The following is a 22,063-nucleotide window of genomic DNA, read 5'->3' as shown; positions in this document are numbered from 1 at the left end:
GAGGCGCGAGGGCAAGTGCCACCGGGTGGCGGTGACCGCCGTGGCGCGGAAGCTCTGCCACATAGTCTTCGCGGTGATGCGGGACGGGGTCCCGTACGACCCGGCGAGGCCGGGGAGGGGCCCGTCAAAGCATCCGGTATCCGGTTCTCAAGGTGCAACGGTCCAAACTGAAGATTCCTGAAAGTTCTCAGCGTCTTGGTCTTGACTTCATATAGCTGGTCTCCTTGTCCGCCTGCTCGACGAGCCCATCCACAGCGTCACGCCTTTGCGCGACGCAACGCCTTGTCACGACCCCGCATCGTCTCGCGATGCTGCCCCGTTCTAGGAGCCGTATCCTCCAGCACTCCCTCGGCACCATTGCTCGTTCGATGGTAGCCCAAGTAGCGTGCAGAAATGAAACCTCGGTGCATTTTTAGAAAACGCGTGCAGCCTCGCACGGAATTCCCACCCTAAGGGGCCTTTTTCGTGCAACGTTGCACCCATATTCCGCTTTTGCACCGAGGTTTCATTTCTGCACTAAACTCGAACATCATCAGCGCCTCCCGCATGCACCACGGGAGGCGCGATAGCTTCCTAGTTCAGTATGTCACGATGAAAGACCGCGACCATGGTTGCCAGCTGACAGCGCTGAGCGGTATCTTTCGGCTTCAACTCACGGTAGCCCTTGCTCACCTCCACGCCGCTCATGATGCCCTCGTCAAGCGCCCAGCCCATAGCCTCTTGTGACCAGCTGGCCACCTTTCCCCAGTCGGGCATGCTCGACGCCTTCGTCATGGTTGACGAAACATCAAGCCCGGCGATGCGACTTGCATAGTTGGCAAGCATCACGCATAGCTGCTCACGCGTCACCGCATCATCGGGTCCAAAGGTGTTCGTGTCGCCATAGCCACTCACCACGCCGGTCGCTCGCGCCCAGCGAATTGCCTTGCCATAGAACTCCCCATAGTTCACGTCGCTAAAGTCGGCGGACGAAACAATCGGCTCGCCTGCCATGCGCCACAAGATCGTAGCCACCTGCCCGCGCGTCACCGAGTCATAGGGACCAAATGCCGGGCGATTGCCATAGCCGCTCATGAGGCCCGTATTGATAACGTAGCAGAAGTTCTCGCCACCGTCGTTGGAGACGTACCAATCGTTCGGATTCACGTCCTCGTAGATGAGTGGCAAAAACGCCACCTGAGCATCGGTGGTCACCACATAGGTGCCGTCGAGCGCCGTCGTATTGAAGCCGGTTCCCTGCGTGGCACCGAAAAACTCGACCCAGCACCACCAGCCGTTCATCTCAAACGCTGCCACGCCAAACGAGGTGAAGTTGGGATTGACCATGTTCCGGTAGTGGCCGGCAGAGTTGGTCCATTGCTGGTTGGTGGCCGCGGCGTTGCTGTACCCTGCGGCGATGTTTTCGCCCATGGTCCATCCGGTATTGACGCCAAGCTGGTCGGCCGCGGTAAAGCAATCCCAGCCGTTCGGGCGCGTGTGGCTAAAACTCATCTGGCACTCGGCAGCCCGCAGCATGGCCACATCCTCAAGGTTGGTGTCATACGCAAGCGGTCGCACGCCCTCGCGGGCGCGGGCCTGGTTCACCAGGTCGAGCAGCTTGCGCGCCTCAGTTTGATGGAAATTGCCGATGGCATTGATGATGAAGGTGGGTGCATAGCTGCTCGACTGAGCAGCAATGGCACCGTTTCCGTCCGAGGCTTGCAGGGCTTCGCCGAGCATGGGTTCATGGGTTGCCTCAGGCACCGAAAGCGACTCGTAAAGCGTCGCGCCCTCGGACGCACTGCGCGAAAGAGGCGCCTCCGCTCCCCATGCCAATGCGGGCGAGAAGAGCAGTGCTGCGGAGGCCGCAAGGACAACGCATATCCGGCAGGCCGTCTTTCGCAGGTTCCGTCTTCTCAGCGCTTTCCAACCAACCATGGTCATCGCCATATCCACCGCCCCGCTTCAGTGTATCCAGGCCGTTCACAGGGGGACGAAGCCCCCACTTGTATCGTAGCGCGACCACAGGTACGGCGCAGATACGAATCTGCCCCGCAACTGACACAATCCCTGGAGATGCGCCGCCGACACGCCCCCCAGAGACCGCTGGGGATACGCCGCCAGCATGCCCCCAGGGAAACCCTAGCCCCGCCAACGATTCAGCGCGGCGAAGAGCTCTTGTGGGCGCGGCAGGGCAAGGCCGCAGGCGACCTCCCCGCGCTCAGCAAGCGCCTCCCAGCCTTGATCGTCCAGAAGATCATAGATGTCATCCACCACGTCGCTCATCTTGCGGGAACCGCTCGCCTGGCCGTGCTGCAACACAAGGCGAACCATCTGGGCCAGCGCCGCGGTCTGCTCGGCATCTATCAGCTGCTCGACCTGACGCATGTCGACCAACCCACCTCCGACCTCGAACCCTTCGAGGCCGCGGACCCTCACCTTGATGCGGTCGTCGTCGCGGCCGCGCGCAGCGCCGTGGGCTCCACGACGGCCATGGTCCCGTTTGCCAACCGGCAGCACAAGCGCCCGAGGAGACGCAGGCTCGATACCAGCAACATGACGCTCGACGTCCAGCCCATGTTCGCGACAGACTGCACGCACGCGCTCGGTGATGTCATGAGCCTCGTAGCGGTCCATCTGTATCACCACGTCGGCCGCAGGGAAAAACGCTCCTGAGCTTCCCACAACCAGCACGGTGCTCACGCCCGCGTCCTCCCAAAGCCCGCGAACCCGCTCGACGAACGGCGTGATCGGCTCATGGTCCGCCGCGACGACCTCCTCCATCAGGCGGTCGCGAACCATGAAGTTGGTAGCCGAGGTGTCCTCGTCGATAAGCAGCACGCGTGCGCCAGCCTCGAGCGCCTCCACCGTAGACGCGGCCTGCGACGTGCTGCCGCTTGCGTCCTCGGTGGAAAAGGAGGCGGTGTCGCGGCCATCCGGCAGGTTATCGATAAACGGCGAGATGTCGACCGACCGCACGGCGCGCCCGTCCTCGGCGCGCAGCTTCATGGCGGTGGCGTCGGTGATCACAAGCTCGCGCCCGTCGCCGGCGACGTGGTCGTATACGCCTTCCTGCAAAGCCTTGAGCAGCGTCGACTTGCCGTGATAGCCGCCTCCTACGATAAGCGTCACCCCACGCGGGATGCCCATACCCGCCGTGGGACCGCGATGGGGCAGGTCGAGCACCACGCACAGCTCCGACGGAGCCGCGAAGGGACGCGCGCCAGACAGCGGACGCGACGAGACACCGCTTGCGCGCGGCAGAATCGACCCGTCTGCCACAAAGGCGACCAGGTCACGCTCTTTCAGCTGGCAACGCACCTCGCGCTGGTCGTCCGCAAGCTCCACCGCCTGCCGAGCTGCGCGCAAGGCAGCCTCGTCGCACACGATCGCCCGCTCAATGCATCGCGGCAGCAACTCGAACAGGATGCGAGCGAGCGCACGGGCATCGACCGTGCGACCATGTGCCGGAAACCCGATCTCCAGGCGAACAATCACCCCATCGGGACCCACCTCGCATGCCGAGCGCGGCAATACCTCGGGGCCCGGCCTGCTCGTCGCAACCAAACCGCTCTTTCCCGAACCGCCCGCGGCAAAGCTGACCTTCGCCGCTTCGGACGAGAACCGCCGCACCAAAAAGTCCTCAAGCGCGATACGCCGATGCGGCATATCAAACAGCTCGGGGGGAATCCCCACGCGCTCGGCAGGAACCCACACGCTCACCTTGGACGGCGCGGCAAACGGGTCGCCCTGCACGTGGTCGATCGACAGGTCGAAGCCGTCGAGTTGCCACACGCCGCGCAGCGACTTGTAAGCGGGGTACCCCCGGCGATCGATTGATTCCAGCTGCCGCGTGAGCTCGCGCCCCGTCTTCATGCCTGCCGCCTCCGTTATCTAGAATCCGTTATCTAGAACCGTGCCCGCAGTTATGCGAGCCAGTGACGTGGTTACGTTGTCTGTTCTGCACCACTATGTAACCACATCGCCCAGCAAAAGCAGCAAGACGATTATCAATGCCGCCAGATGGCCCTAAGCCTGGACCTTGCGACCAACGGCCTCTCCCCCGGTAAGCACCGGCAAACGGTAAAGCACGCGAGCAACCGCGCGAACGGCAGGACCAGCAACGAAGAGCTGCCACAGAAGCGCCATGGGGAAATTGAACGCGACCGTCTGCAGCCAGGTGGCAACAAACTGCCCCAGCGGCGGCTGCTTGAACACGATCGTCGCGACCAGGCTCATCATGGGGCACATGCTCCAGCAGGTAAACGCGCCCATAAAAACGGTGCAGAGCAAAGCGGGGCTCTTTGCTGGGTCGAGCAACTTTGCGGTGAGATGGTGGGCGATCTTTCCGCCTATAAGGCTTTCCAGCACAATGACCGCCACCATGAGCGGAATGATGTCGGCGAACGGCGTGAGAAACAGCTCGGTGGCAAGGCCACCCGCCATAAGCGCCTGGTTATACAGCTCCATGCCGTAGACCATCGCAAATGCCATGAGAATAGAGAACACGATACGCTGTGCGCGATTGGTAGGCATCGCGTGAACCTCCTGTCCGCCCAGCCCCCACGTGCACAAAAACGCGCTGCAGAAGGCAACTGGACTTATGCCTTCTGCAGCGCGTTGCAATTCTAAAATGATACGCTCCGCGCAGATGTCGCTCAGAAAAACGTCACAGAAGCCAGGGCGGGGGCGTGGAGTTCCGGGAGCGGATACGAGATCTCGGAGGGACGCGTCGGGACGCCGGAGACGCGAGGCCGGCGGCGCGGGACGATGCCGCGACATCAACCATCATGCCAGCGCACGAGGAAGAAGCGCCCGCACGCAGGTGCGCGCCGTCACCGCGTAGTAGAGTGCAAACGTCACCGCCGTGAAGGCGAGCGTCCCCGCAGCAAAGGACATGAACCCCACGGCTCCGCTCATCAAGGTAAGCATGCCGATGAGCGTGAAGCCGAAGATGCAGTGTACGCAGGACAGAGCACCGGGAACCGCGAAGCTCACCACGACCTGCGCGAGAATCGAGCTGCGAACCATGCCGCGCCGGACACCCAACACATCGAGCGTACGGTACGCGGCGGCGGTATCGGATGCCTGTGAGAGCTGTTGCAACGCCAACACCGCCGCCGCGCTTACCAAAAACGCTGCGCCGTAAAAGATGCAGGCGAACGCAATCGGTTCGAGCCCCGTCGTCACCGACCCAAAGAGCGACCCCTCGCGCACGCCCACGCTGAAGGCAAGGCCCGCGACGACCATGCACATACCCGCTGCCATAAGAACGCACACCGCGGAAAGCGCGGCGCATCCGCTCTCGACCCTGCTCTCAACCTGACGAACCGTAAACAGATGCAGGCCGCTCCAATAACGGTCGGGTCGCTGCCGCAACCATTCGGGAATGCGCGCGCCCAACACGCGCAGTAGCAGATAGGTGCCACCCAGCGCAATAAAGCCCATGGGCACGATGAACACAATGAAATACCCCGGGTTCAGCAGGCACGTTCCCCACACCACCGCCAACAGAGCCGCGGCAACGACGAGCTCCCCGCGCACGGAGCGCACGCCGGCAAGCCTGCGCCGCTCCGGCACGCGGCCGCTTCGCATGAGCTCGACAAGTGAGCGTCGCCGAACACTCCACACCGCCCTGAGCGCGGCAAGCGCCGTAATGACGGCAAACGCCACAAGACATTGCACAGCGCCCGAAACCGAGAATGTGGCGACCGGCCTCCAAGGCACGCCGAACACGAACGCGGCCACCAGTCCGAACGCAGGAGAGAGCAGCGCCCCAAGGCCGACTCCCGCCACAAAAGAGGCCGCCCCCACTACGCCGCTCTCGAGGGCAAGCACCGTCGCCACCCGCATCTGCCCCATGCCAAGCAGGACGTAGATGCCAAATTCTCGGCGACGTCGACGCAGCAGAAAGACGTTGGCATAGCCAACCAGAAACGCAAAGATCACCACGACGAATACGGCGAAGGCCTGCAGAACGCCTCCCGCCTGAGCAAAATGCGCGCGCTGTTCGGCCGTAAGATCAAGCGCAAGCAAATAGTCTGTCGACGCGAGAAACGAATACAGCAGGCATGCCGCCAGCGCAAGCGTTAAAAAGTAGACCGAAAAATCGTGGACGCTGCGGCGTACATTGCCCAGCGCAAGCTTGACGAGCATGACGCACCTCCAACAAATAAGCCCTGCCGCCGCGGCCGCTCCGCGACGACAGGACCTATCTTGGCACGTCGATGCCTACCTATTCTTACCCGTGGCTTACAGTTGGGGACCTCATGCGAACGATTCTGTAAGGTCCATGTAACCCCTGGAACCTTGAGGCTCCACGCCGCGGCCGACGTCTAGAACGTCACGTTGCCGAACTCGGAAAGCTTGAGCTCGGGGTTATGCTCCATCGCCCAGTCGATATTCCACGGGCTGGTGAACAGCAGCAGCTTGGAACCACGCATGTCCTCGACGCGCAGCGTGTCGCGCGTGAGGTTGAGCTTCTGCACGTCGAGCTCGTCCTCGCCGTTGGCAATCCAGCGGATATCGGTATAGGCGAGCGGCTGGCGGCGCACCTCGACGCGATACTCGCTCTTGAGGCGCTGCTCGAGCACCTCGAACTGCAGCACGCCGACCACGCCCACGATGACGCTTTCCATACCGGCACCGATCTCGCGGAAGATCTGCACGGCGCCCTCCTGGGCAAGCTCCTCCATACCCTTCACGAACTGCTTGCGCTTGAGCGTGTCGACCTGCGAGATGCGCGCGAAATGTTCCGGCGCGAACGTGGGGATACCCGCAAACTGCACGCGCCGCTTGCCCGCATACAGCGTGTCGCCGATGGAGAAGATGCCCGGGTCAAAGAGGCCCACGATGTCGCCCGCATAGGCCTCGTCGACGATGGCGCGGTCGTCGGCCATCATGGCCGTGCCCGTGGCAAGCTTGAGCTTGCGGTTGCCCTGGACGTGGAACGCCTCCATGCCGCGCTCGAACTTGCCCGAGCAGATGCGCAGAAACGCAATGCGGTCGCGATGGTTCTTATCCATGTTGGCCTGGATCTTGAACACGAAGCCCGAGAAATCGTCCTTAACGGGGTCGATCAGCTCGCCCGAAATGGCGTCCTTGTGCGGCGCCGGGGCGGGAGCCAGGCGCAGGAAGTCGCGCAGAAACGGCTCGACGCCGAAGTTCGTGAGCGCCGAGCCAAAGAAGACCGGCGAGAGCTTGCCCGCACGCACCGCCTCGAGGTCGAATTCGTCGGCGGCGCCGTCCAGAAGCTCGATGTCGTCCATCAGGGTACGGTGATTCTCGGCTCCGATGAGCTCGTCGAGCTCCGGGTCACCAAGCGACGCCTCGATCTCGCCCACCTTCTTCGTGGCGTTTGCGCGACCGTCGCCCTCGAACGCCAGCACGTGACGGCTCGCACGGTCGAAGACGCCGCGGAAGTTCTGGCCGCATCCGATGGGCCAGTTCATGGGGTAGGTCGCGATGCCAAGCACGTTCTCAATCTCTTCGATGAGGTCAAAGGGGTCGCGAATCTCGTGGTCGAGCTTATTGACGAAGGTGAAGATGGGGATGCCGCGCAGAGCGCACACCTTGAAGAGCTTCACGGTCTGTGCCTCGACGCCCTTGGCGCCGTCGATGACCATGACCGCGGCGTCGGCGGCCATGAGCGTGCGGTAGGTGTCCTCGGAGAAGTCCTGGTGGCCGGGGGTGTCGAGGATGTTCACGCAGCAGCCGCCGTAAGTGAACTGCAGCACCGACGACGTGACGGAGATGCCGCGCTGCTTCTCGATGTCCATCCAGTCGGACACCGCATGCTTGGCGCTGCTCTTGCCCTTCACCGATCCTGCAGACTGGATGGTGCCGGTGTAGAGCAGCAGCTTCTCGGTGAGCGTGGTCTTGCCCGCGTCGGGGTGCGAGATGATGGCGAACGTTCGGCGCGAAGCGATCTCGTCGGCAATGCTTGGCATGAACTTCCCTTCCCGCCGCGCAAAACACGCCCTGGCGGGTAGGGCCCGCAGGCATAGGGATGCGCGACGATGATGCATGATTGACGCTGGTATTGTAGCGGCAAGTGGGAACGTGCGCAGGGTGGAAGCGCGCCGTCGACCAGACTCCACGAACCGCCGAGAGGACCCGGGTTAGCATGATCCTCGAACGGATATCATAAGGAGCATTGTCTAATCATTCCCGCGGCAACGCGCTCGTATCTCCGGGAGGCTCCATGGAGTACGCTTCCATCGCGCTTGGCATCGGCGCCATCATCATCTCGTTTGTCCCCATCGTCCCGCTGCAGCTCGTGGGGCTTGCCATGGCCATAGCGGGCGTCGTGCTTTCGCGACGCGCCCGCAAGCAGGACTATCGCAAGGACCTGCCTTGCACCATCGGACTTGTGAGCTCTATTGCGGGCATCGTTGTCTGTGCGGCGACGCCCGTGCTATGGGTCGTCTTCGCGGTCGCTCGCACGGTTCTTGGATAGGAGCCCTAACGGGGGCTGGAGCTGCTCGCGCGATGCCTACTGTTTGCGCCTGGCCCTCGGTGGCATGCGACCTGGCGTCGACGGGTCCGCGCTTTGCCTGCAGATCCCACTTGCCCGCTGCACGCTAGGGCCGTGGCGGCACTTGCCCGCTGCGCGCTAGGACCGCGGCGGCACGATGCAGTCGTAGCGAACCGCCTTGCCCGCAATGACGTGACTCGGTTTGACACCAGCGAGACCGGGACCTTTCACCGGCCGCTTCACCACGACCTTGCGCGGATGCGCCGCCAGGGCGGCTCGAAGCAGCTCTTCCTGGTTCGCGCATGGACGCTCCAGCCGATGTAACAGCTGAAACTTCTTCTTGACCGCAGCGCTTTTCTTACGCTCGGGGAACATGGGGTCCAGATACACCACATCGGGCGTTGGCGACACGTGCGGCAGCGCCTCTACGCTGTCGCCTACAACCAGATGCATGCGGCGCACGATATCGGTCAGGTTGGGATGAAAAGATGCCCGGCGCAGAGCGTCTTCCAGCAGTGCCGCTATCACAGGATTACTTTCGAACATGCAGACCTCGAACCCCGATGCGGCAAGCAGCAGCGAGTCGCTTCCCAATCCCGCCGTCGCGTCCACGGCATGCAGCGGCTGCCCTTCCGATGCCGCCCCCTTGATGCGCGCCGCGCGCACCAACAGCTCGCGCCGCAGGTTTGCCGGTGCGAGGCGCGGAAGCATGTCCGCAAGGTCCGCCCGGAGCTCGAGCCCTCCACCGATAAGAGACAGGCCCTCGTCGTCGCAGCTCAAAGCCAGCACTGAGCCCTCCGGCGGCGTTGTCGCGATCGGAACTCCCAGCCGATCGGCAAGTTCGTTCGCACGGGCACGCGCCGCCTGAGAGGTATCTTCGGCGACCATGATCGCGACCAGCGGCCAGCTGCCGCTATCCGTGTCTGCCATAGCTCCCCCTTCGACCCCTGTAAGCGGCAACTGTCCGTACGACCGGAATCCGTGTGCCTCATCATGCGCGTCCGCCGCTCATTGTAGCAGCCTCCCAGGTATCGCTCGTAACGGCGGGTCATGAACCCGCACGGGCGTCCTGGGCCGGCCGCGCGCTCACCTCCGCAAGCCCTGGCAACCCGCCACCGCGGGTTAATCGAACTTGCACAGTGGCTCGAAGATGCCGCACAGAAAACTCGTTTCGGTTTTATGCAGTTACTTCGCGACAAGCCAAGTAGACCCCGGTTTTAGCGCTCAAAACGGCATCAAAGCCCCAGTTGAGCACTTTAGTATAGTAAAGTGTACTTTCTATCTTTAAAACAAACTGCATAAAACCGAAACGAGTTTGTTGCGCGGGGCGTAATCGGAGCATTTTCAGTCCTCTACACTTCGAAAGAGGCCGCGACCCACATCGCCGCCTCAAAACCAGGCACGCTTTTGTCCTATAACCCGGGTTATAGGACGAGATGTGTGTCCGAGCCATCCCCGTCATGTTCACATACTTCGAGTCGTCTCCGTCATATTCACGTGTTGACGATTCGTCAACGCTCAGTAATTCCCCGGAATCTGCCCCTATTCTGGAGCAAAACTGAGCTTCGGCGAAATATGCGGCCGCCGACGCTCACTTTTTGTCCTATAACCCCTCAGTTCGGTCCGCCCCGCTCTCGCGTGGGCACCGGATCAAAACGGGACACAAAAACAGGGGCGGAGCCCCTTTGCTCCGCCCCGCCTCTTTGTACTTTGGAATCGCCTCATCACTCAAACTCGGGGAACGTGCGATTCTATTGTTGAGCTTTTAGGCCCGCTGGCGCACCTCAACGGTTCTATCCGAACCAGCTCCGGAAAGCTTTGGGCGAGTTCGCTCGCCCCCACGTGCTAAAGGACCTCGGTGACGTGGAGAGCGGGCCCAAAAGCTACTATATCCTCTGTGCCCATTGGACTCGCCTCCTCTCACTACCTGTCGCTGTTGTACCTTGGCGACTGATCTTGTGTACACCGCTGTTATGCCCTGCTTGCATCGAAACTATCCATGGAAAACCGGGGCACTGCGAACGGTCGATTCTGTCGGTAAACGGCAAAGACCCAGGAGGCTCGCGCAAACCGAGGCAGGCCTGCCCCATCAGAGTCAAAAGGGGCACGCGAGCGAGCCGATTGAGGCGGAACGTATCCCCGCGCGGCCCTAAGACCAGCGGCTCCTACAGCATGTCATACGGCATGCGGCGAGCAACGAGGAAGAACAGGGCCAGCAGCGGCCACGCGATTGGGAACAGCAGCCACGATCCGCCCAACACGGCCAGTCGAACGACATAGAACACAAGCCGGAGCGCCCCGGTCCGCTCACGTGTCTCGAACGTCATGCGCACAAAACCGCCTCCGGGCGTCGAACCTCCATGCTTCCAGGGCAGCACCCCCTCGACCAGCACGAACGCCGCAACAGACACCACCATGACCCAAGGAACCTCCTCAAGACGGTCGGCGTTGGGAAGGCCATTGAACAAGAAGAACAGCGCGGTGGTCACCACGATAATCAGGAGCCCCACCAGCAGCGTATCCAACCAAAACGCCACGCAGCGGCGCACGAATCCCGGCTCGCGCGTAACTTCGCCCTCGCGTGCCAGCGCGCCCGGCGGCAGCACGCGTGCCAGCAGGACGGTCGACCACCATCCCACGGCGGCCCCAAGGGTGTTGTAGATGAGGTCGTCGACATCCGCCGTGCGATAGGAAAATGCGTAGATGCCAAAAAGCCCCGTGCCCTGGGCAGCCTCGATGAGGAAGGATACGGCGAGGCCCAACAGCGTCGAGCTCCAAAACGAAAGCCGCAGCAAGCGACCTGCGATGAAGCCCAGCGGCACGAACAGGATGACGTTGAACACGATCTGGGGAACGGCGGAGATACCCTCACGGGCCAGGTCCCCTACGAAGGCGAACGGATTGAGCTGCCAGGGGATGCCTCGCGTAATGCCAAGACCCGAGGTGCCGCTTGGTAGCGGATAGAGCGTAAAGCAACCCAGTCCCAAGACATAGAGCACCGCAAGGTACGTCGACACCACCGACACGAATTTCAAGCGCCCGTCACGATGATACAGATAGGCCAGAATGGGCAGCGTGAGCACGAACGACGCGAGCGGCCACAGGCCAAGCGCCGCGGCAAAGTTGTCGCCATAGCCACCCAAGAACCGCTTCAAGAGATCCATAGGGTAATACCTCCTTATCCTGAGTCATTGTCCCGCCAGGGGCCATGCCGTGCCATCGATTTACCTTACGCGGGGGTTACAAAACGGTAAGGCTCGGAACCAACGAGGCCAGAGGCAGGCGGTGCCCCGTGCGACACCCTAAGCTCGCAGCAAGCCGATGTCCGTGCGGCGTCCGAAGCTCGCGGCCTTGCGCCGATACCCGCGCAACACCCGGGGCCCGCTCCCGTCGCGATGCGGCGCCGCCCGCCCGCTTGACGAGGAAAGATGCAGGTGACAGCATGCAGGCATACGAACCGTCGGGCCCTGACGACGCGACATGCCGAGAAAAGGAGACCTTATGCCCAGCTTCTCCCCTACCACGGTGACCAAGACGGCATCCGGTGCCACCGACGAGCTCCTCTGCGAAGCCGCGGGTCTTCGCTGGCTCGCCGAGGCAGAGCCGGCAGGAGGCATCCGCGTTGCACGGGTGCGCGAGGCATCTCGGACACGTCTCGTTGAAGAACGCATCGTCACCGGAAGCCCCACGCAAGCAGCTGCGCGGCGCATTGGCGAGGCCCTCGCGCGCACCCACGCCGCCGGCGGCGACTGGTTCGGCTGCCCGCCCCCGGAGTGCCCCGCGGCCACCGGCATCGGCCGGGCTGGAACGCCCTATGTACCCCGCGAGCAGGCAACCACCAGCTGGGGCGCGTTCTTTGCCGAACATCGCATCATGTACTACGTGCGGCTTCTGCGTGACGACGGCTCCTTCGGACGCCGCGAGGTCGAGCTCTTCGAACAGGTTGCGCGCCGCGTCGCGCGTGGAGACTTCGACGTTCCGCAACCCCAGCTTGTCGAGGAGGCCGGCGTTGCCTGCGCGCGCCTTCATGGCGACCTCTGGGCGGGCAACGTGCTGTATCTGGCAGACGTCTCCTCCCCGACCGGCGGCGCGCTCATCGACCCCATGGCCTACGGAGGCCACGCCGAAACAGACCTCGCGATGCTACAGCTCTTTGGCTACCCCTATCTGGAAGACGTCCTTGCCGGCTACGATGCGGCGTCGCCTCTTGCCGATGGGTGGCGTGAACGGGTTGGCCTCCATCAGCTCGCACCCCTGTTACTTCACTGCGTGCTCTTTGGCGGCGGGTATCTCGGTGAGGCAATCGCCGTAGCCAGGCAGTATCGCTAGCAGGCGATATGCTGGGATGAAGGCCGAGGTGTCGCAGCCTTTGAATGCTCTAGAGACACCTCGGTGGGGCGCCTTGCAGCCCGGCGTCATTTGCGCTACACTTTCCGCGCCGACCGGGTTGGGCATACTGCCCCGCAGTGCGTGTGGCGACGCCATCGGATTCGGCGGAAAGGACGCAACAGGTGCGCATTCGCTAGACATTTCCCATTGACCGAACGCAGGGGGCCGCTGCCCGAGCCGCAGCCGCTTCGACCGCCCCTGCCGTCACAAGGAGCATGTCATGCAGATTGCGCTTTCCGGTGTGTCCTACACCTATCCTTCGGCTATCGAGCCCATCCTCTCCAACGTATCCATCACCTTCCCCGTCGGCTGGACCGCTCTGTTGGGCGACAACGGCTGCGGAAAGACCACACTTGTCCGCATCGCCTGCGGGCAGCTCGAACCGGATAGCGGTTCGGTCACGCGCGGTCCATTTTGCACCCTGTGCGCGCAGGAAACCGCGACTCCGCCCGACGCCCTCTATGACTTCGCCGCCGCCTACGATCGCGAAGCGCGCGAACTGAGGCGCATCTTCCGCATCGGTGACGACATGCCATGGCGCTATGGCGACCTGTCGTGCGGCGAGCAGAAGAAGCTGCAGGTGGCCTGCGCCCTCTGGCAGCGCCCCGACGTGCTTGCACTTGACGAGCCGAGCAACCACCTGGACGCAGATGCACGCGAGCAGCTCGTCTCGGCGCTTGCGCGCTACCAGGGCATCGGCATCCTCGTCAGCCATGACCGAGCGCTCATCGATACGCTGGCAGACCGCTGTGCTTCCTTCGAGCCCAAGGGAATCGTGGTACGCCCCGGCGGCTACACCGCGGCCCACGCGCAAGCGGCGCGCGAGCGCGAGGCCCTCGTGCGCGAGCGCGCGGCGGCAAAAGACCAGCTTGCTCGCCTATCGGCCGAGAAGGAGCGCCGTGCCCGCGAGGCGACGCGCGCAGACGCCCGGCGCAGCAAGCGGCACATCGACCCCAAGGACAAATCGGCGAAGGCGAAGATCGACCTCGCGGTGTTCACGGGGCAAGACGGAGCCCGCGGCAGACTATCGGCCCAGATGGACGCCCAAGTCGATGCCGCCCGCGCCCGCGTCGACGCCGCCTTCGTGCACAAGCGCTACGACGGCGACCTGTGGATCGATGCACACCCGAGTCCCCGCAAAACCCTGCTGCGCATCCCGGCCACGCACATTCCCTGCGGCACGGAACAGCTCGAGATCCCCGAGCTATACGTTGGGAACACCGACCGCATCGGCATCGTGGGCCCCAACGGAGCAGGCAAGTCCACCTTGCTCGCGCACATGCGCACGCTGCTCGCCGACGACCTCACGATGCTTGACATCCCGCAGGAGGTCGACACACGACGGCGCGATGACCTGCTCGAACGCATCGATGACCTCTCCTCCGCCGAACGCGGACGGGTGCTCTCCTGCGTGGCACAGCTGAACTCGGACCCCGACCGCATCCTGGAGGGAGGCAGGACGAGCCCCGGCGAGCTGCGCAAGCTCATACTCGCCGCCGGCCTGCTCGATCACCCCGTCCTGATCATCATGGATGAGCCGACGAATCATTTGGACCTGCACTCCACGCGGGCCCTCGAGCGCGCGCTCGCCAGCTACCCCGGCGCGCTGCTGCTCGTTAGCCATGATGTCGCCTTTCTGGACGCCTGCACCACACGGGTCTGGGAGGTCCGGGGCGGCACCGTGATAGCCCGATAGAGACACGGGAAGGGCCTCGAGGGACACATGGTTCCGAGGCATTCGCCTGCGTCCCTAAAGACGCCCGTCCCTTTGGAACGCAGGCGTTACCATGATGGGTCATAATCGGACATACGTTCAACGTTGGACATGTCTCGAGGAGGTCATATGAACCAGATAGGCACCACGCTGCTTGGCATGGTGAATACCACGTCGCACCTTTCCACCAACCATCAGATCGCCATCTGGGTCCTCTCGAACCTCGAGCACCTCGACTACATCTCCGAACCCGAGATGGCCAAAGCCTGTAACGTCTCCAAGAGCTCTATCAACCGGTTCTGCAAGGAGCTGGGATTCCAGAACTTCCAGCAGTTCCAGACCGCGGTGCTCAAGTTTCGCCGCCCCTACGGCCTGAAATACGACCTGGCCCAGGAGGAGGGCTACGACCCCGACCGGACCATGCTTGGCAACTACACCGAACTGGTGGCAAGCAACGCCCGCGCGCTCGCGGAGCATGTCGATGACGCTCTGCTGGAGAGCATCGCGCGCGATATCGACGCCTACGATCAGGTGGTCATCCTAGGCGAAATGCAGTCCGGAGCGGTGGCGTTCAGTCTGCAGCACAACCTGTTCAGCTCTGGCAAGGCGGTCACCGCCTACATCTACTCCCCTGAGCAGCGAGAGGTTCTGCGCACGCTGCAGCCCGGCACCTTGCTCATCATCTTCTCGCTCTTCGGCAACTTCTTTCAGCGCATCGTGGACGAGGCGGGCACCTTCACGCATCCGGAGGGGACCAAGGTGGTCTGGATCACGTCGCGACCGGTTCTTCCGCCCACCATCCCCGTCGATGTCGTCATCGATTGTAAGCTCGACAAGACGCTGGCTGCGGGCAACCTCTCCATGGAGCTCGTCGCCAACGCCATCGTCCTGCATTACTGGCGGATGCATCACACAGAAGAGGCGTAACCCCTCCAGCCTCCTTGCCACGTGCGCTCCCCGGCGTGCGCATCCTCCCGGCCACCCGCCGGCATGCGCGCGCCGTTCGCGGGCGAAATCCTGCCGTTCGCCCGATATCGACGCATCCCCTCTGATCCGGCCCAAATTCCAGACTATGCCCTTTAGCTGCGGTTCCATGTTGTGATACCGGGTTCCGGGTTGTGGAACCAAATCAGAGCGGAGTCCGCTCGAATCCTCCGTAGGATGTCTATCGATGGTCAAGCCGCACGACCCGGGCGCGGCGTCATCGCTGATAGATAGCGACATCAAGGAGGAGAACATGGACAACGTTCAGTTGGCCAAAGACTGCGTGCGCCTGGTGGGCGGCAAGGAAAACGTCGCCACGGTCACGCACTGCTTCACGCGCCTGCGCTTCCAGCTCAAGGACAAGTCGAAGGCCGACATCGCGGCCTTGAAGGAACTCGACGGCACGCTCGACGCCCTCGAGGTGGGCGACCAGACTCAGGTCATCATCGGCCCGCAGGTCAACGAGGTCTTCAAGGAGGTCGAGAAGGTCGTCGGCAAGAGCGTGGCAGACCCCACGCCCGTACAGGACGACGCGGCCGCCGCAGCGGACGGGGCCACGGAGAAGAAGGGCTTCACCGTCGGCAGGCTCCTCGACACGGTGGCGGGCATCTTCGCTCCGGTCATCACCGCCATCACCGCCGGCGGTATGGTGAAGGCCGCCCTGCTCATCATGGGGCTCTTCGGCCTGCCGACCGACTCGCAGGAGTACTACATCCTAAACTTCATCGCCGACGCGGTCTTCTACTTCCTGCCGATTCTTTTGGCCTTCTCGAGCGCTAACAAGCTCGGCTGCAACCCCTACATCGCAGCCATCGTGGGCGGCGTGCTGCTGCACCCCAACTGGACGGCGCTCGTGAGCGCGAACGAGCCGGTGAGCTTCTTCGGCCTGCCGGTCACGCTCTATAACTACTCGTCGAGCGTGCTGCCCATCATCCTGACGGTACTCTTCATGTCGTTCGTCGAGCGCTTTGCCGAGAAGGTCTCTCCCAATGTGGTGAAGGCCGTCCTGCAGCCGCTGCTGACCCTCGGCATCACCGCGCCCGTGGCGCTCATCGTCATCGGTCCGCTCGGTTCTATCATCGGCGGCTTCCTTGCCTCGATCCTCTCGTTCCTCGACACCAACGTACCCATCCTCGTTCCCACCATCGTCGGCGCCGTCTGCCCGCTGCTCGTGTTCGCCGGCATGCACCTCGCCATCTTCCCGTCCCTGCAGACCATCCAGCTCGCCGACATGGGCTATGAGACTGTGTGCGGGCCCGGCATGCTCGCCGCGAACATGGCTATCGCCGGCTCGACCCTGGCCACCGCATTCCGCGTAAAGAAGGCCAAGAACCGCGAGATGAGCATCTCCACTGGCATCACGGCGCTCTGCGGCATCACCGAGCCCGCTCTCTACGGCGTGGTCTTCAAGTTCCATCGCCCGCTCGTCGCAGGCATGATCGGAGGCGCGGTGGGCGGCCTGTTCGCCGGCATCATGCACCTCAAGCGCTACGCCTTCGCAACCCCCGGCATCCCGGCGCTCCCGACCTTCATGGGCGACGACCCGATGAATATCGTGATCGCTGTCGCCACGGTCGTCATCGCCTTCGTGGTCGCCTTCATCGCCTCCCTCATCCTGGGCGTCGATGAGGACGGCGCCGAGAAGCAGAAGGCCTAGAACGCATCCATGAACCGGGCCGCGTCAAGCCGACGACGGCAAGCGTGCGCGGCCCGGCTCGTCCCAAACAGACGTGCTTAAGGAGGCACCATGTCTTTTAGAGACGACTTCCTGTGGGGCGGCGCCACGGCCGCCAACCAGCTCGAGGGGGCCTGGGACGCGGACGGCCGCGGTCCCTCGATCGCCGACGTCATGACGGGCGGCAGCGCGCACAAGACCCGTACGCTCACCTATTTGGACGCCGACGGCAAACCGGGCAAGATCGAGTTCTTCGGCGACCTGCACGAGCCGCCGGCGGGTTCCACCTTCGCGCCGATCGAGGGTGAGTGGTACCCCAACCACGACGGCATCGACTTCTACCACACCTATCCGGAGGACATCGCGCTTCTGGCGGAGATGGGCTTCAAGGCGCTGCGCCTGTCCATTTCCTGGAGCCGTATCTTCCCCACCGGCATGGAGGAAGAGCCGTGCGAGGCCGGCCTGGCGTTTTACGACCGCGTCTTCGACTGCCTGCGTGAGCATGACATCGAGCCCGTCGTGACGCTCAGCCACTACGAGACGCCCCTGGGACTCGTCAACGCCTGGAACGGCTGGATGGATCGGCGTACCATCGAGTGCTTCGAGCGCTACGTGCGGACCGTCTTCACCCGCTACCGCGGCAAGGTGCGCTACTGGATGACCTTCAACGAGATCAACGTCATGAACACCAACGCCTGGCTGGGAGCGGGACTGGCCTCCTCCGATCCGAAAGAGACCATGGTGGCGACGCACCACATGCTTGTGGCATCGGCGCGCGCCGTGAAGATTGGGCACGAGATCGACCCCGAGAACCAGATTGGCTGCATGCTCACCTTCAGCCAGGGCATGGTCTACCCCTACAGCTGCCGCCCCGAGGACGTGCACGCCGCCTGGGAGCTCGCGAACCGCTGCTATTTCTTCTCCGACGTGCAGGTGCGCGGCTATTACCCCTCCTACCAGCTCAAGCGCTACGAGCGCGAGGGCATCGTCATCGATATGACCGAGCAGGACAAGCGCGACCTCGCCGAGGGCTGCGTGGACTACGTGGGCTTCAGCTACTACCGTTCCACCACGGTCTCGACCGACCCCTCCGTGCCGCTCGTGGACCCTGCCTCGCCACTCGCCAAGATTCTCGGTGTCAAGAACCCCTATCTGTCGGTTTCCGACTGGGGCTGGACGATTGACCCGGTGGGCCTGCGCAACTCCCTCGACGCGCTTTACGACCGCTACCAGAAGCCGCTGTTCATCGTGGAGAACGGCTTGGGCGCGATCGACGAGCTGGTCGACGGGACGGTGGACGACTCCTACCGTATCGCGTACCTGAAGGCGCACATCGAGGCCATGCGCGCGGCGGTGGACGAGGACGGCGTGGACCTCATGGGCTATCTCAGCTGGGGTCCGATCGACGTCATTTCGGCCTCGACGGGCGAGATGAAGAAGCGCTACGGCTACATCTACGTCGACCGCAACGACGACAACACCGGTTCGCTCAAGCGCTTCAAGAAGCGTAGCTTCGACTGGTATCGCCAGGTGATTGCCACCAACGGCGAGGATTTGGGCTAGGCGCGCGATGAACGTGCTGCTGCTTGGTGCGGCGCTTGCAGCCGCTGCTGCCGGCGGCTTCGTGCAGGGCATCACGGGGTTCGGCGCGGGCATCGTAGTGATGCTCGTGCTGCCCTTCGCCCTTTCCGTTCCCGAGGCTGCCGGCGTGACGGGCGTGGCATCGCTTGCGCTCACCATCTCGATGGTGCTGAGGTATCGACACTATGCCCACCTGCGTGCCATCGCCCTGCCCGCAGCAGGCTACATCGCCGTAAGCTGGGCCTCGATTCTTATTGGCCGCGATGCGGACCCAGCTGTCATGAAGGGCGCGCTCGGCATCTTCCTCATCGCGCTTGCGGCCTACTTCCTCTCGGGCAAGGGGGACGGGTTTGAACCCAAGGGGGCAGCCGCCGTCGCATGCGTGCTCGTATCCGGCGTGTGCGACGGGCTGTTTGGCATCGGCGGCCCCCTTATGGTGGTCTACTACCTCGCACGCATCAAAGACGTGAAGGAGTATCTAGGCACCATCCAGGCCTTCTTCATGATCACGCTGGCGGCAGCCACGGTCATGCGCCTGGCGAGCGGCGTCCTCTCGGTCGCAGACGCGCCGCTAGGCGCCGCGAGCATCATCGGCATGCTGGCCGGGGCCTCTATGGCATCGCGCCTGGTAGGCAAGCTCGACGGCGAACTCGTGCGCAAAGCGACCTACGTCGTGATCGGATTCGCCGGAGTTGTCAGCGTCGCGGGGGCGCTCCCGCTGTAGACAAGCCGCCAAGCGCTACCGCGACCACAGAGGCCACAAACGCACGCAGGCCGATACATAAAATCGCAGAAACCGAACTACAGGCGCCCCTTCGCGGGGCATCACAGAAAGGAAGCATCACCATGGGACTGTTCGACATGTTCAAGAAGAAGGGCGAGGCGACCAAGGCAGCCGAGCCCGCCGCGCCCACGCGTCCTGCGGCCGTCGCCGCACAGGAAGGGGCAGATGTGCTCTGCGCCCCGGTCGCGGGTCGCGTGATCGCGATGGCCGATGTGCCTGATCCGGTGTTCTCGGCCAACACGCTCGGCAAGGGCTGCGCCATTTGGCCCGACGAGGAGACGGTCTACGCCCCGATCTCTGGCACGGTCACCGTGGTCATGGGACACGCCGTGGGCATCGCCGGCAGCAACGGCATCGAGGCTCTCGTGCATGTGGGCATCGACACTGTCGCGATGAACGGCGAGGGCTTTACGGGCTATGTGGCGCAGGGCGATACCGTGCACGCCGGCGAGCCGATCATCGGCATCGACCGCGCAGCGATCAAGGCAGCCGGACATCCCGACTGCGTCGTGCTCGCCGTTTCCAATACGGCCGAGTTCGCCGATGTCACCCTCACGGCCGAGGCGGAGAGCACGGTCGCTGCCGGAGCTGCCGTCCTGCAGGTCAGCAGGGCGTAGATGTCAACGTGCCCCAAAAGGTGCCTGGCATCTTTTGGGGCGCATGCGGTGAGCTACCCGAGCAGCTGCTGATATATGGCGCGGTCGGCATCGAGGAAGGTATTGAAGACGACGCGCATGTCCGCGCCGGGATGGGCATCGAGCCAGGCGCGAACCGTCTTGACGGCGATTTGTGCCGCTTCATGCTGCGGAAACCCGAATACGCCGGTAGAGATGCAGCAGAACGCGACCGTATGAAGCCCCTCGGCAGCGGCTGCGTCAAGACAGGACCGATAACACTGGGCGAGCTCGCGCCGGTGCTGCCCGGTGGGGCGTCCCGCCGCGATGGGGCCCACCGTATGGATGACCCGGCGCGCCGGCAGGTTGTAGGCGCCCGTGACCTTCGCCTGCGCCGTGGGCTCCGGGTGGCCCTGCGCCTCCATGAGACGCGCGCACTCCAGTCGAAGCTGCACGCCCGCAAATGTGTGGATCGCGTTGTCGATGCACGAATGGAGCGGCTGCCAGCAACCGGTCATACCGGAGTTCGCCGCATTCACGATAGCGTCCGCGGCGAGCGTGGTGATGTCGCCCTGCCAGACGGACAGGCGATGATCGGCCGACGCGGGCGCGATTTCGTCCACAGGCGTGATGCCCGCATCGGCGATCATGCCGCGCAGCAGCTCATCCTGTACGGCGAGAAACGCGGGGTCGGCAGGAAACGGTTCGCGCGTGTTCACTAGTGCCCGGAAGGCTCGCCACTTCTCCTCGAAGGAGGCCGAGGCATCGGGCTCGCCGTCGGGCAGCATCCAACCACCGGTCCTGCGCCGTTCATCCACCAGCCACGCGACCGTGCGGCTCACCAACTCGTTCTTACGCTTCTCATCCATCGTGTCTCCCCTTCCCGCCGTCGCGCGGCCCACGCAACACTCCCGTCATACCACCATATCGTTCGATTCGGCCCCGACGGGCGCACCCCTCGGGATGTGTCGAGACGCTAGCGGCGGACGACCGAAATGCGCTGCTGGATATGCGCGTCTGTCGTACGCTCGGCCTCGTCGACCATGGCGATTGCGTAGTCCGCATAGGAAATAATAGACTCGCCGGCATCGTTTACACGCAGCTCCTCACCCGCCAGGATATAGGCGCCGGTACGCTCGCCATCGGCCTGGAAGTCGGCCGCTGGGGAGAGATAGGTCCAGCGCACGTCGGCGCGCTTACGCAGCTCGTCCAAAGCTTGAGCCATGGCGGCAGCAAGCGGCTTGAACGCGTCGGGAAACTCGGGGCCCTCGGACACGGTGACGGTGTGCTCGGGGTTCACGTAGAGGCTGCCTGCACCACCGACGACGAGCAGGCGCGCGTCGGAGCCGGACAGAATGTCGCACAGGTGCCTCAGCGAGGTGCTGTGCTGCGGCAGGGTCTCCGGAGTCCAGGCGCCGAAGGCGTCAATGACGGCATCGAAACCGGCGAGGTCGTCGGAGGTCAGGTCAAACAGATCCTTGACCAGCACATTCTGGGCGACGGTCTTGTTTTCGCCGCGCACGACGGCGGTGACCTCGTGGCCACGCTCGACGGCCTCCTTGACGATGAGACGACCGGCCTTGCCATTGGCGCACACGACTGCGATCTTCATGATGGGTCCTTTCTCTTGACCGAATCCCTTCGGCTTGCTTGATGTAAGTGTTTTGCTTACACCTCTTGACGACTCCCAGTAAACCGTCGTTTCGTTGTACTGTCAACTGTTACAGCTAAGTCGTGTGTGTCTCCACGGTATCTTCATGTTGTAACAGTTGCTATTACATTAACGAACGCCCATCACATATGAAGAAATGGCCGGTCAGGAACCAATCCCAACCGGCCAAAGCCGATGTCACTCGCTGAAATGTAA

The 22,063-nt window shown here is 63.3% G+C and carries 17 protein-coding genes; 8 read left to right on the top strand and 9 right to left on the bottom strand.

All coding sequences use genetic code 11. The features are described from left to right. Positions 1–573: 573 nt before the first annotated feature. The 5 genes from B5F33_RS01955 to B5F33_RS01935 all read right to left on the bottom strand — a co-directional run bounded on the left by B5F33_RS01955 (position 574) and on the right by B5F33_RS01935 (position 7,928). Positions 574–1,929, bottom strand: coding sequence for a CAP domain-containing protein (locus tag B5F33_RS01955; RefSeq protein WP_087410091.1), 1,356 nt, complete (start codon positions 1,927–1,929; stop codon positions 574–576). A 192-nt stretch (positions 1,930–2,121) separates the two neighbouring features. After that, positions 2,122–3,855 (bottom strand): ABC-ATPase domain-containing protein, encoded by a 1,734-nt coding sequence (locus B5F33_RS01950; RefSeq protein ID WP_087410090.1) that lies wholly within the window; start codon positions 3,853–3,855, stop codon positions 2,122–2,124. Between the two features lie 153 nt (positions 3,856–4,008). Next, positions 4,009–4,515 carry a hypothetical protein gene (locus B5F33_RS01945; protein ID WP_087410089.1) on the bottom strand — a complete coding sequence of 169 codons (507 nt, stop codon included), beginning with the start codon at positions 4,513–4,515 and terminating at the stop codon, positions 4,009–4,011. A 252-nt stretch (positions 4,516–4,767) separates the two neighbouring features. Next, positions 4,768–6,135, bottom strand: coding sequence for an FtsX-like permease family protein (locus B5F33_RS01940; protein ID WP_087410088.1), 1,368 nt, complete (start codon positions 6,133–6,135; stop codon positions 4,768–4,770). A 179-nt stretch (positions 6,136–6,314) separates the two neighbouring features. Further along, positions 6,315–7,928, bottom strand: coding sequence for a peptide chain release factor 3 (locus tag B5F33_RS01935; RefSeq protein WP_087410087.1), 1,614 nt, complete (start codon positions 7,926–7,928; stop codon positions 6,315–6,317). Between the two features lie 206 nt (positions 7,929–8,134). Between B5F33_RS01935 and B5F33_RS01930 the strand changes: the two genes are divergently transcribed. Beyond that, a complete protein-coding gene (locus tag B5F33_RS01930) occupies positions 8,135–8,437 on the top strand; it encodes a hypothetical protein (RefSeq protein WP_143757917.1) in 303 nt (100 codons plus the stop codon). Positions 8,438–8,593: 156 nt separating this feature from the next. Here the strand turns inward: B5F33_RS01930 and B5F33_RS01925 are convergent, their stop codons facing one another. Both B5F33_RS01925 and B5F33_RS01920 read right to left on the bottom strand, forming a co-directional pair. Next, positions 8,594–9,385 carry a class I SAM-dependent methyltransferase gene (locus B5F33_RS01925; protein ID WP_087410085.1) on the bottom strand — a complete coding sequence of 264 codons (792 nt, stop codon included), beginning with the start codon at positions 9,383–9,385 and terminating at the stop codon, positions 8,594–8,596. Positions 9,386–10,620: 1,235 nt separating this feature from the next. Beyond that, complete coding sequence (locus B5F33_RS01920; protein ID WP_087410084.1) at positions 10,621–11,619, bottom strand: VanZ family protein; 999 nt, start codon at positions 11,617–11,619, stop codon at positions 10,621–10,623. Positions 11,620–11,956: 337 nt separating this feature from the next. Between B5F33_RS01920 and B5F33_RS01915 the strand changes: the two genes are divergently transcribed. The 7 genes from B5F33_RS01915 (at position 11,957) to B5F33_RS01885 (ending at position 20,199) form a co-directional block, all read left to right on the top strand. Beyond that, positions 11,957–12,784 carry a fructosamine kinase family protein gene (locus tag B5F33_RS01915; protein WP_087410083.1) on the top strand — a complete coding sequence of 276 codons (828 nt, stop codon included), beginning with the start codon at positions 11,957–11,959 and terminating at the stop codon, positions 12,782–12,784. Between the two features lie 280 nt (positions 12,785–13,064). After that, the gene (locus tag B5F33_RS01910; RefSeq protein ID WP_087410082.1) at positions 13,065–14,540 is read left to right on the top strand and encodes an ATP-binding cassette domain-containing protein; all 1,476 of its coding nucleotides are present in this window, start codon (positions 13,065–13,067) and stop codon (positions 14,538–14,540) included. Between the two features lie 147 nt (positions 14,541–14,687). Beyond that, entirely contained in the window at positions 14,688–15,485 is a 798-nt protein-coding gene (locus B5F33_RS01905) for a MurR/RpiR family transcriptional regulator (protein WP_158095278.1), read from the top strand. A 310-nt stretch (positions 15,486–15,795) separates the two neighbouring features. After that, the gene (locus B5F33_RS01900) at positions 15,796–17,199 is read left to right on the top strand and encodes a PTS transporter subunit EIIC (protein ID WP_087410124.1); all 1,404 of its coding nucleotides are present in this window, start codon (positions 15,796–15,798) and stop codon (positions 17,197–17,199) included. 90 nt (positions 17,200–17,289) lie between these two features. Then, positions 17,290–18,780 carry a family 1 glycosylhydrolase gene (locus tag B5F33_RS01895; RefSeq protein ID WP_087410080.1) on the top strand — a complete coding sequence of 497 codons (1,491 nt, stop codon included), beginning with the start codon at positions 17,290–17,292 and terminating at the stop codon, positions 18,778–18,780. A gap of 7 nt (positions 18,781–18,787) precedes the next feature. Then, a complete protein-coding gene (locus tag B5F33_RS01890) occupies positions 18,788–19,522 on the top strand; it encodes a sulfite exporter TauE/SafE family protein (protein WP_087410079.1) in 735 nt (244 codons plus the stop codon). A gap of 122 nt (positions 19,523–19,644) precedes the next feature. Then, positions 19,645–20,199, top strand: a complete 555-nt coding sequence (locus B5F33_RS01885; protein ID WP_087410078.1) for a PTS glucose transporter subunit IIA — start codon at positions 19,645–19,647, stop codon at positions 20,197–20,199. 53 nt (positions 20,200–20,252) lie between these two features. Here B5F33_RS01885 and B5F33_RS01880 read toward each other — a convergent pair whose 3' ends face one another. Both B5F33_RS01880 and B5F33_RS01875 read right to left on the bottom strand, forming a co-directional pair. Continuing rightward, positions 20,253–21,065, bottom strand: coding sequence for a protein-ADP-ribose hydrolase (locus B5F33_RS01880; protein WP_087410077.1), 813 nt, complete (start codon positions 21,063–21,065; stop codon positions 20,253–20,255). A 107-nt stretch (positions 21,066–21,172) separates the two neighbouring features. Further along, positions 21,173–21,808 (bottom strand): NAD(P)-dependent oxidoreductase, encoded by a 636-nt coding sequence (locus B5F33_RS01875; protein ID WP_087410076.1) that lies wholly within the window; start codon positions 21,806–21,808, stop codon positions 21,173–21,175. Positions 21,809–22,063: the final 255 nt, after the last annotated feature.

It is taken from the genome of Collinsella sp. An2 (assembly GCF_002160065.1).
Lineage (GTDB): Bacteria > Actinomycetota > Coriobacteriia > Coriobacteriales > Coriobacteriaceae > Limicola.
Note: the sequence above shows the minus strand (reverse complement) of the source record. Positions and strands in the feature narration are given on the sequence as shown.

What these genes read in the sequence shown, in the direction of transcription:
- B5F33_RS01880 (WP_087410077.1), bottom strand. Translation starts at nt 21,065, where the DNA reads ATGGATGAGAAGCGTAAGAACGAGTTGGTGAGCCGCACGGTCGCGTGG.
- B5F33_RS01955 (WP_087410091.1), bottom strand. Translation starts at nt 1,929, where the DNA reads ATGGCGATGACCATGGTTGGTTGGAAAGCGCTGAGAAGACGGAACCTG.
- B5F33_RS01950 (WP_087410090.1), bottom strand. Translation starts at nt 3,855, where the DNA reads ATGAAGACGGGGCGCGAGCTCACGCGGCAGCTGGAATCAATCGATCGC.
- B5F33_RS01885 (WP_087410078.1), top strand. Translation starts at nt 19,645, where the DNA reads ATGGGACTGTTCGACATGTTCAAGAAGAAGGGCGAGGCGACCAAGGCA.
- B5F33_RS01910 (WP_087410082.1), top strand. Translation starts at nt 13,065, where the DNA reads ATGCAGATTGCGCTTTCCGGTGTGTCCTACACCTATCCTTCGGCTATC.
- B5F33_RS01875 (WP_087410076.1), bottom strand. Translation starts at nt 21,808, where the DNA reads ATGAAGATCGCAGTCGTGTGCGCCAATGGCAAGGCCGGTCGTCTCATC.
- B5F33_RS01925 (WP_087410085.1), bottom strand. Translation starts at nt 9,385, where the DNA reads ATGGCAGACACGGATAGCGGCAGCTGGCCGCTGGTCGCGATCATGGTC.
- B5F33_RS01890 (WP_087410079.1), top strand. Translation starts at nt 18,788, where the DNA reads ATGAACGTGCTGCTGCTTGGTGCGGCGCTTGCAGCCGCTGCTGCCGGC.
- B5F33_RS01905 (WP_158095278.1), top strand. Translation starts at nt 14,688, where the DNA reads ATGAACCAGATAGGCACCACGCTGCTTGGCATGGTGAATACCACGTCG.
- B5F33_RS01895 (WP_087410080.1), top strand. Translation starts at nt 17,290, where the DNA reads ATGTCTTTTAGAGACGACTTCCTGTGGGGCGGCGCCACGGCCGCCAAC.
- B5F33_RS01915 (WP_087410083.1), top strand. Translation starts at nt 11,957, where the DNA reads ATGCCCAGCTTCTCCCCTACCACGGTGACCAAGACGGCATCCGGTGCC.
- B5F33_RS01920 (WP_087410084.1), bottom strand. Translation starts at nt 11,619, where the DNA reads ATGGATCTCTTGAAGCGGTTCTTGGGTGGCTATGGCGACAACTTTGCC.
- B5F33_RS01945 (WP_087410089.1), bottom strand. Translation starts at nt 4,515, where the DNA reads ATGCCTACCAATCGCGCACAGCGTATCGTGTTCTCTATTCTCATGGCA.
- B5F33_RS01940 (WP_087410088.1), bottom strand. Translation starts at nt 6,135, where the DNA reads ATGCTCGTCAAGCTTGCGCTGGGCAATGTACGCCGCAGCGTCCACGAT.
- B5F33_RS01900 (WP_087410124.1), top strand. Translation starts at nt 15,796, where the DNA reads ATGGACAACGTTCAGTTGGCCAAAGACTGCGTGCGCCTGGTGGGCGGC.
- B5F33_RS01935 (WP_087410087.1), bottom strand. Translation starts at nt 7,928, where the DNA reads ATGCCAAGCATTGCCGACGAGATCGCTTCGCGCCGAACGTTCGCCATC.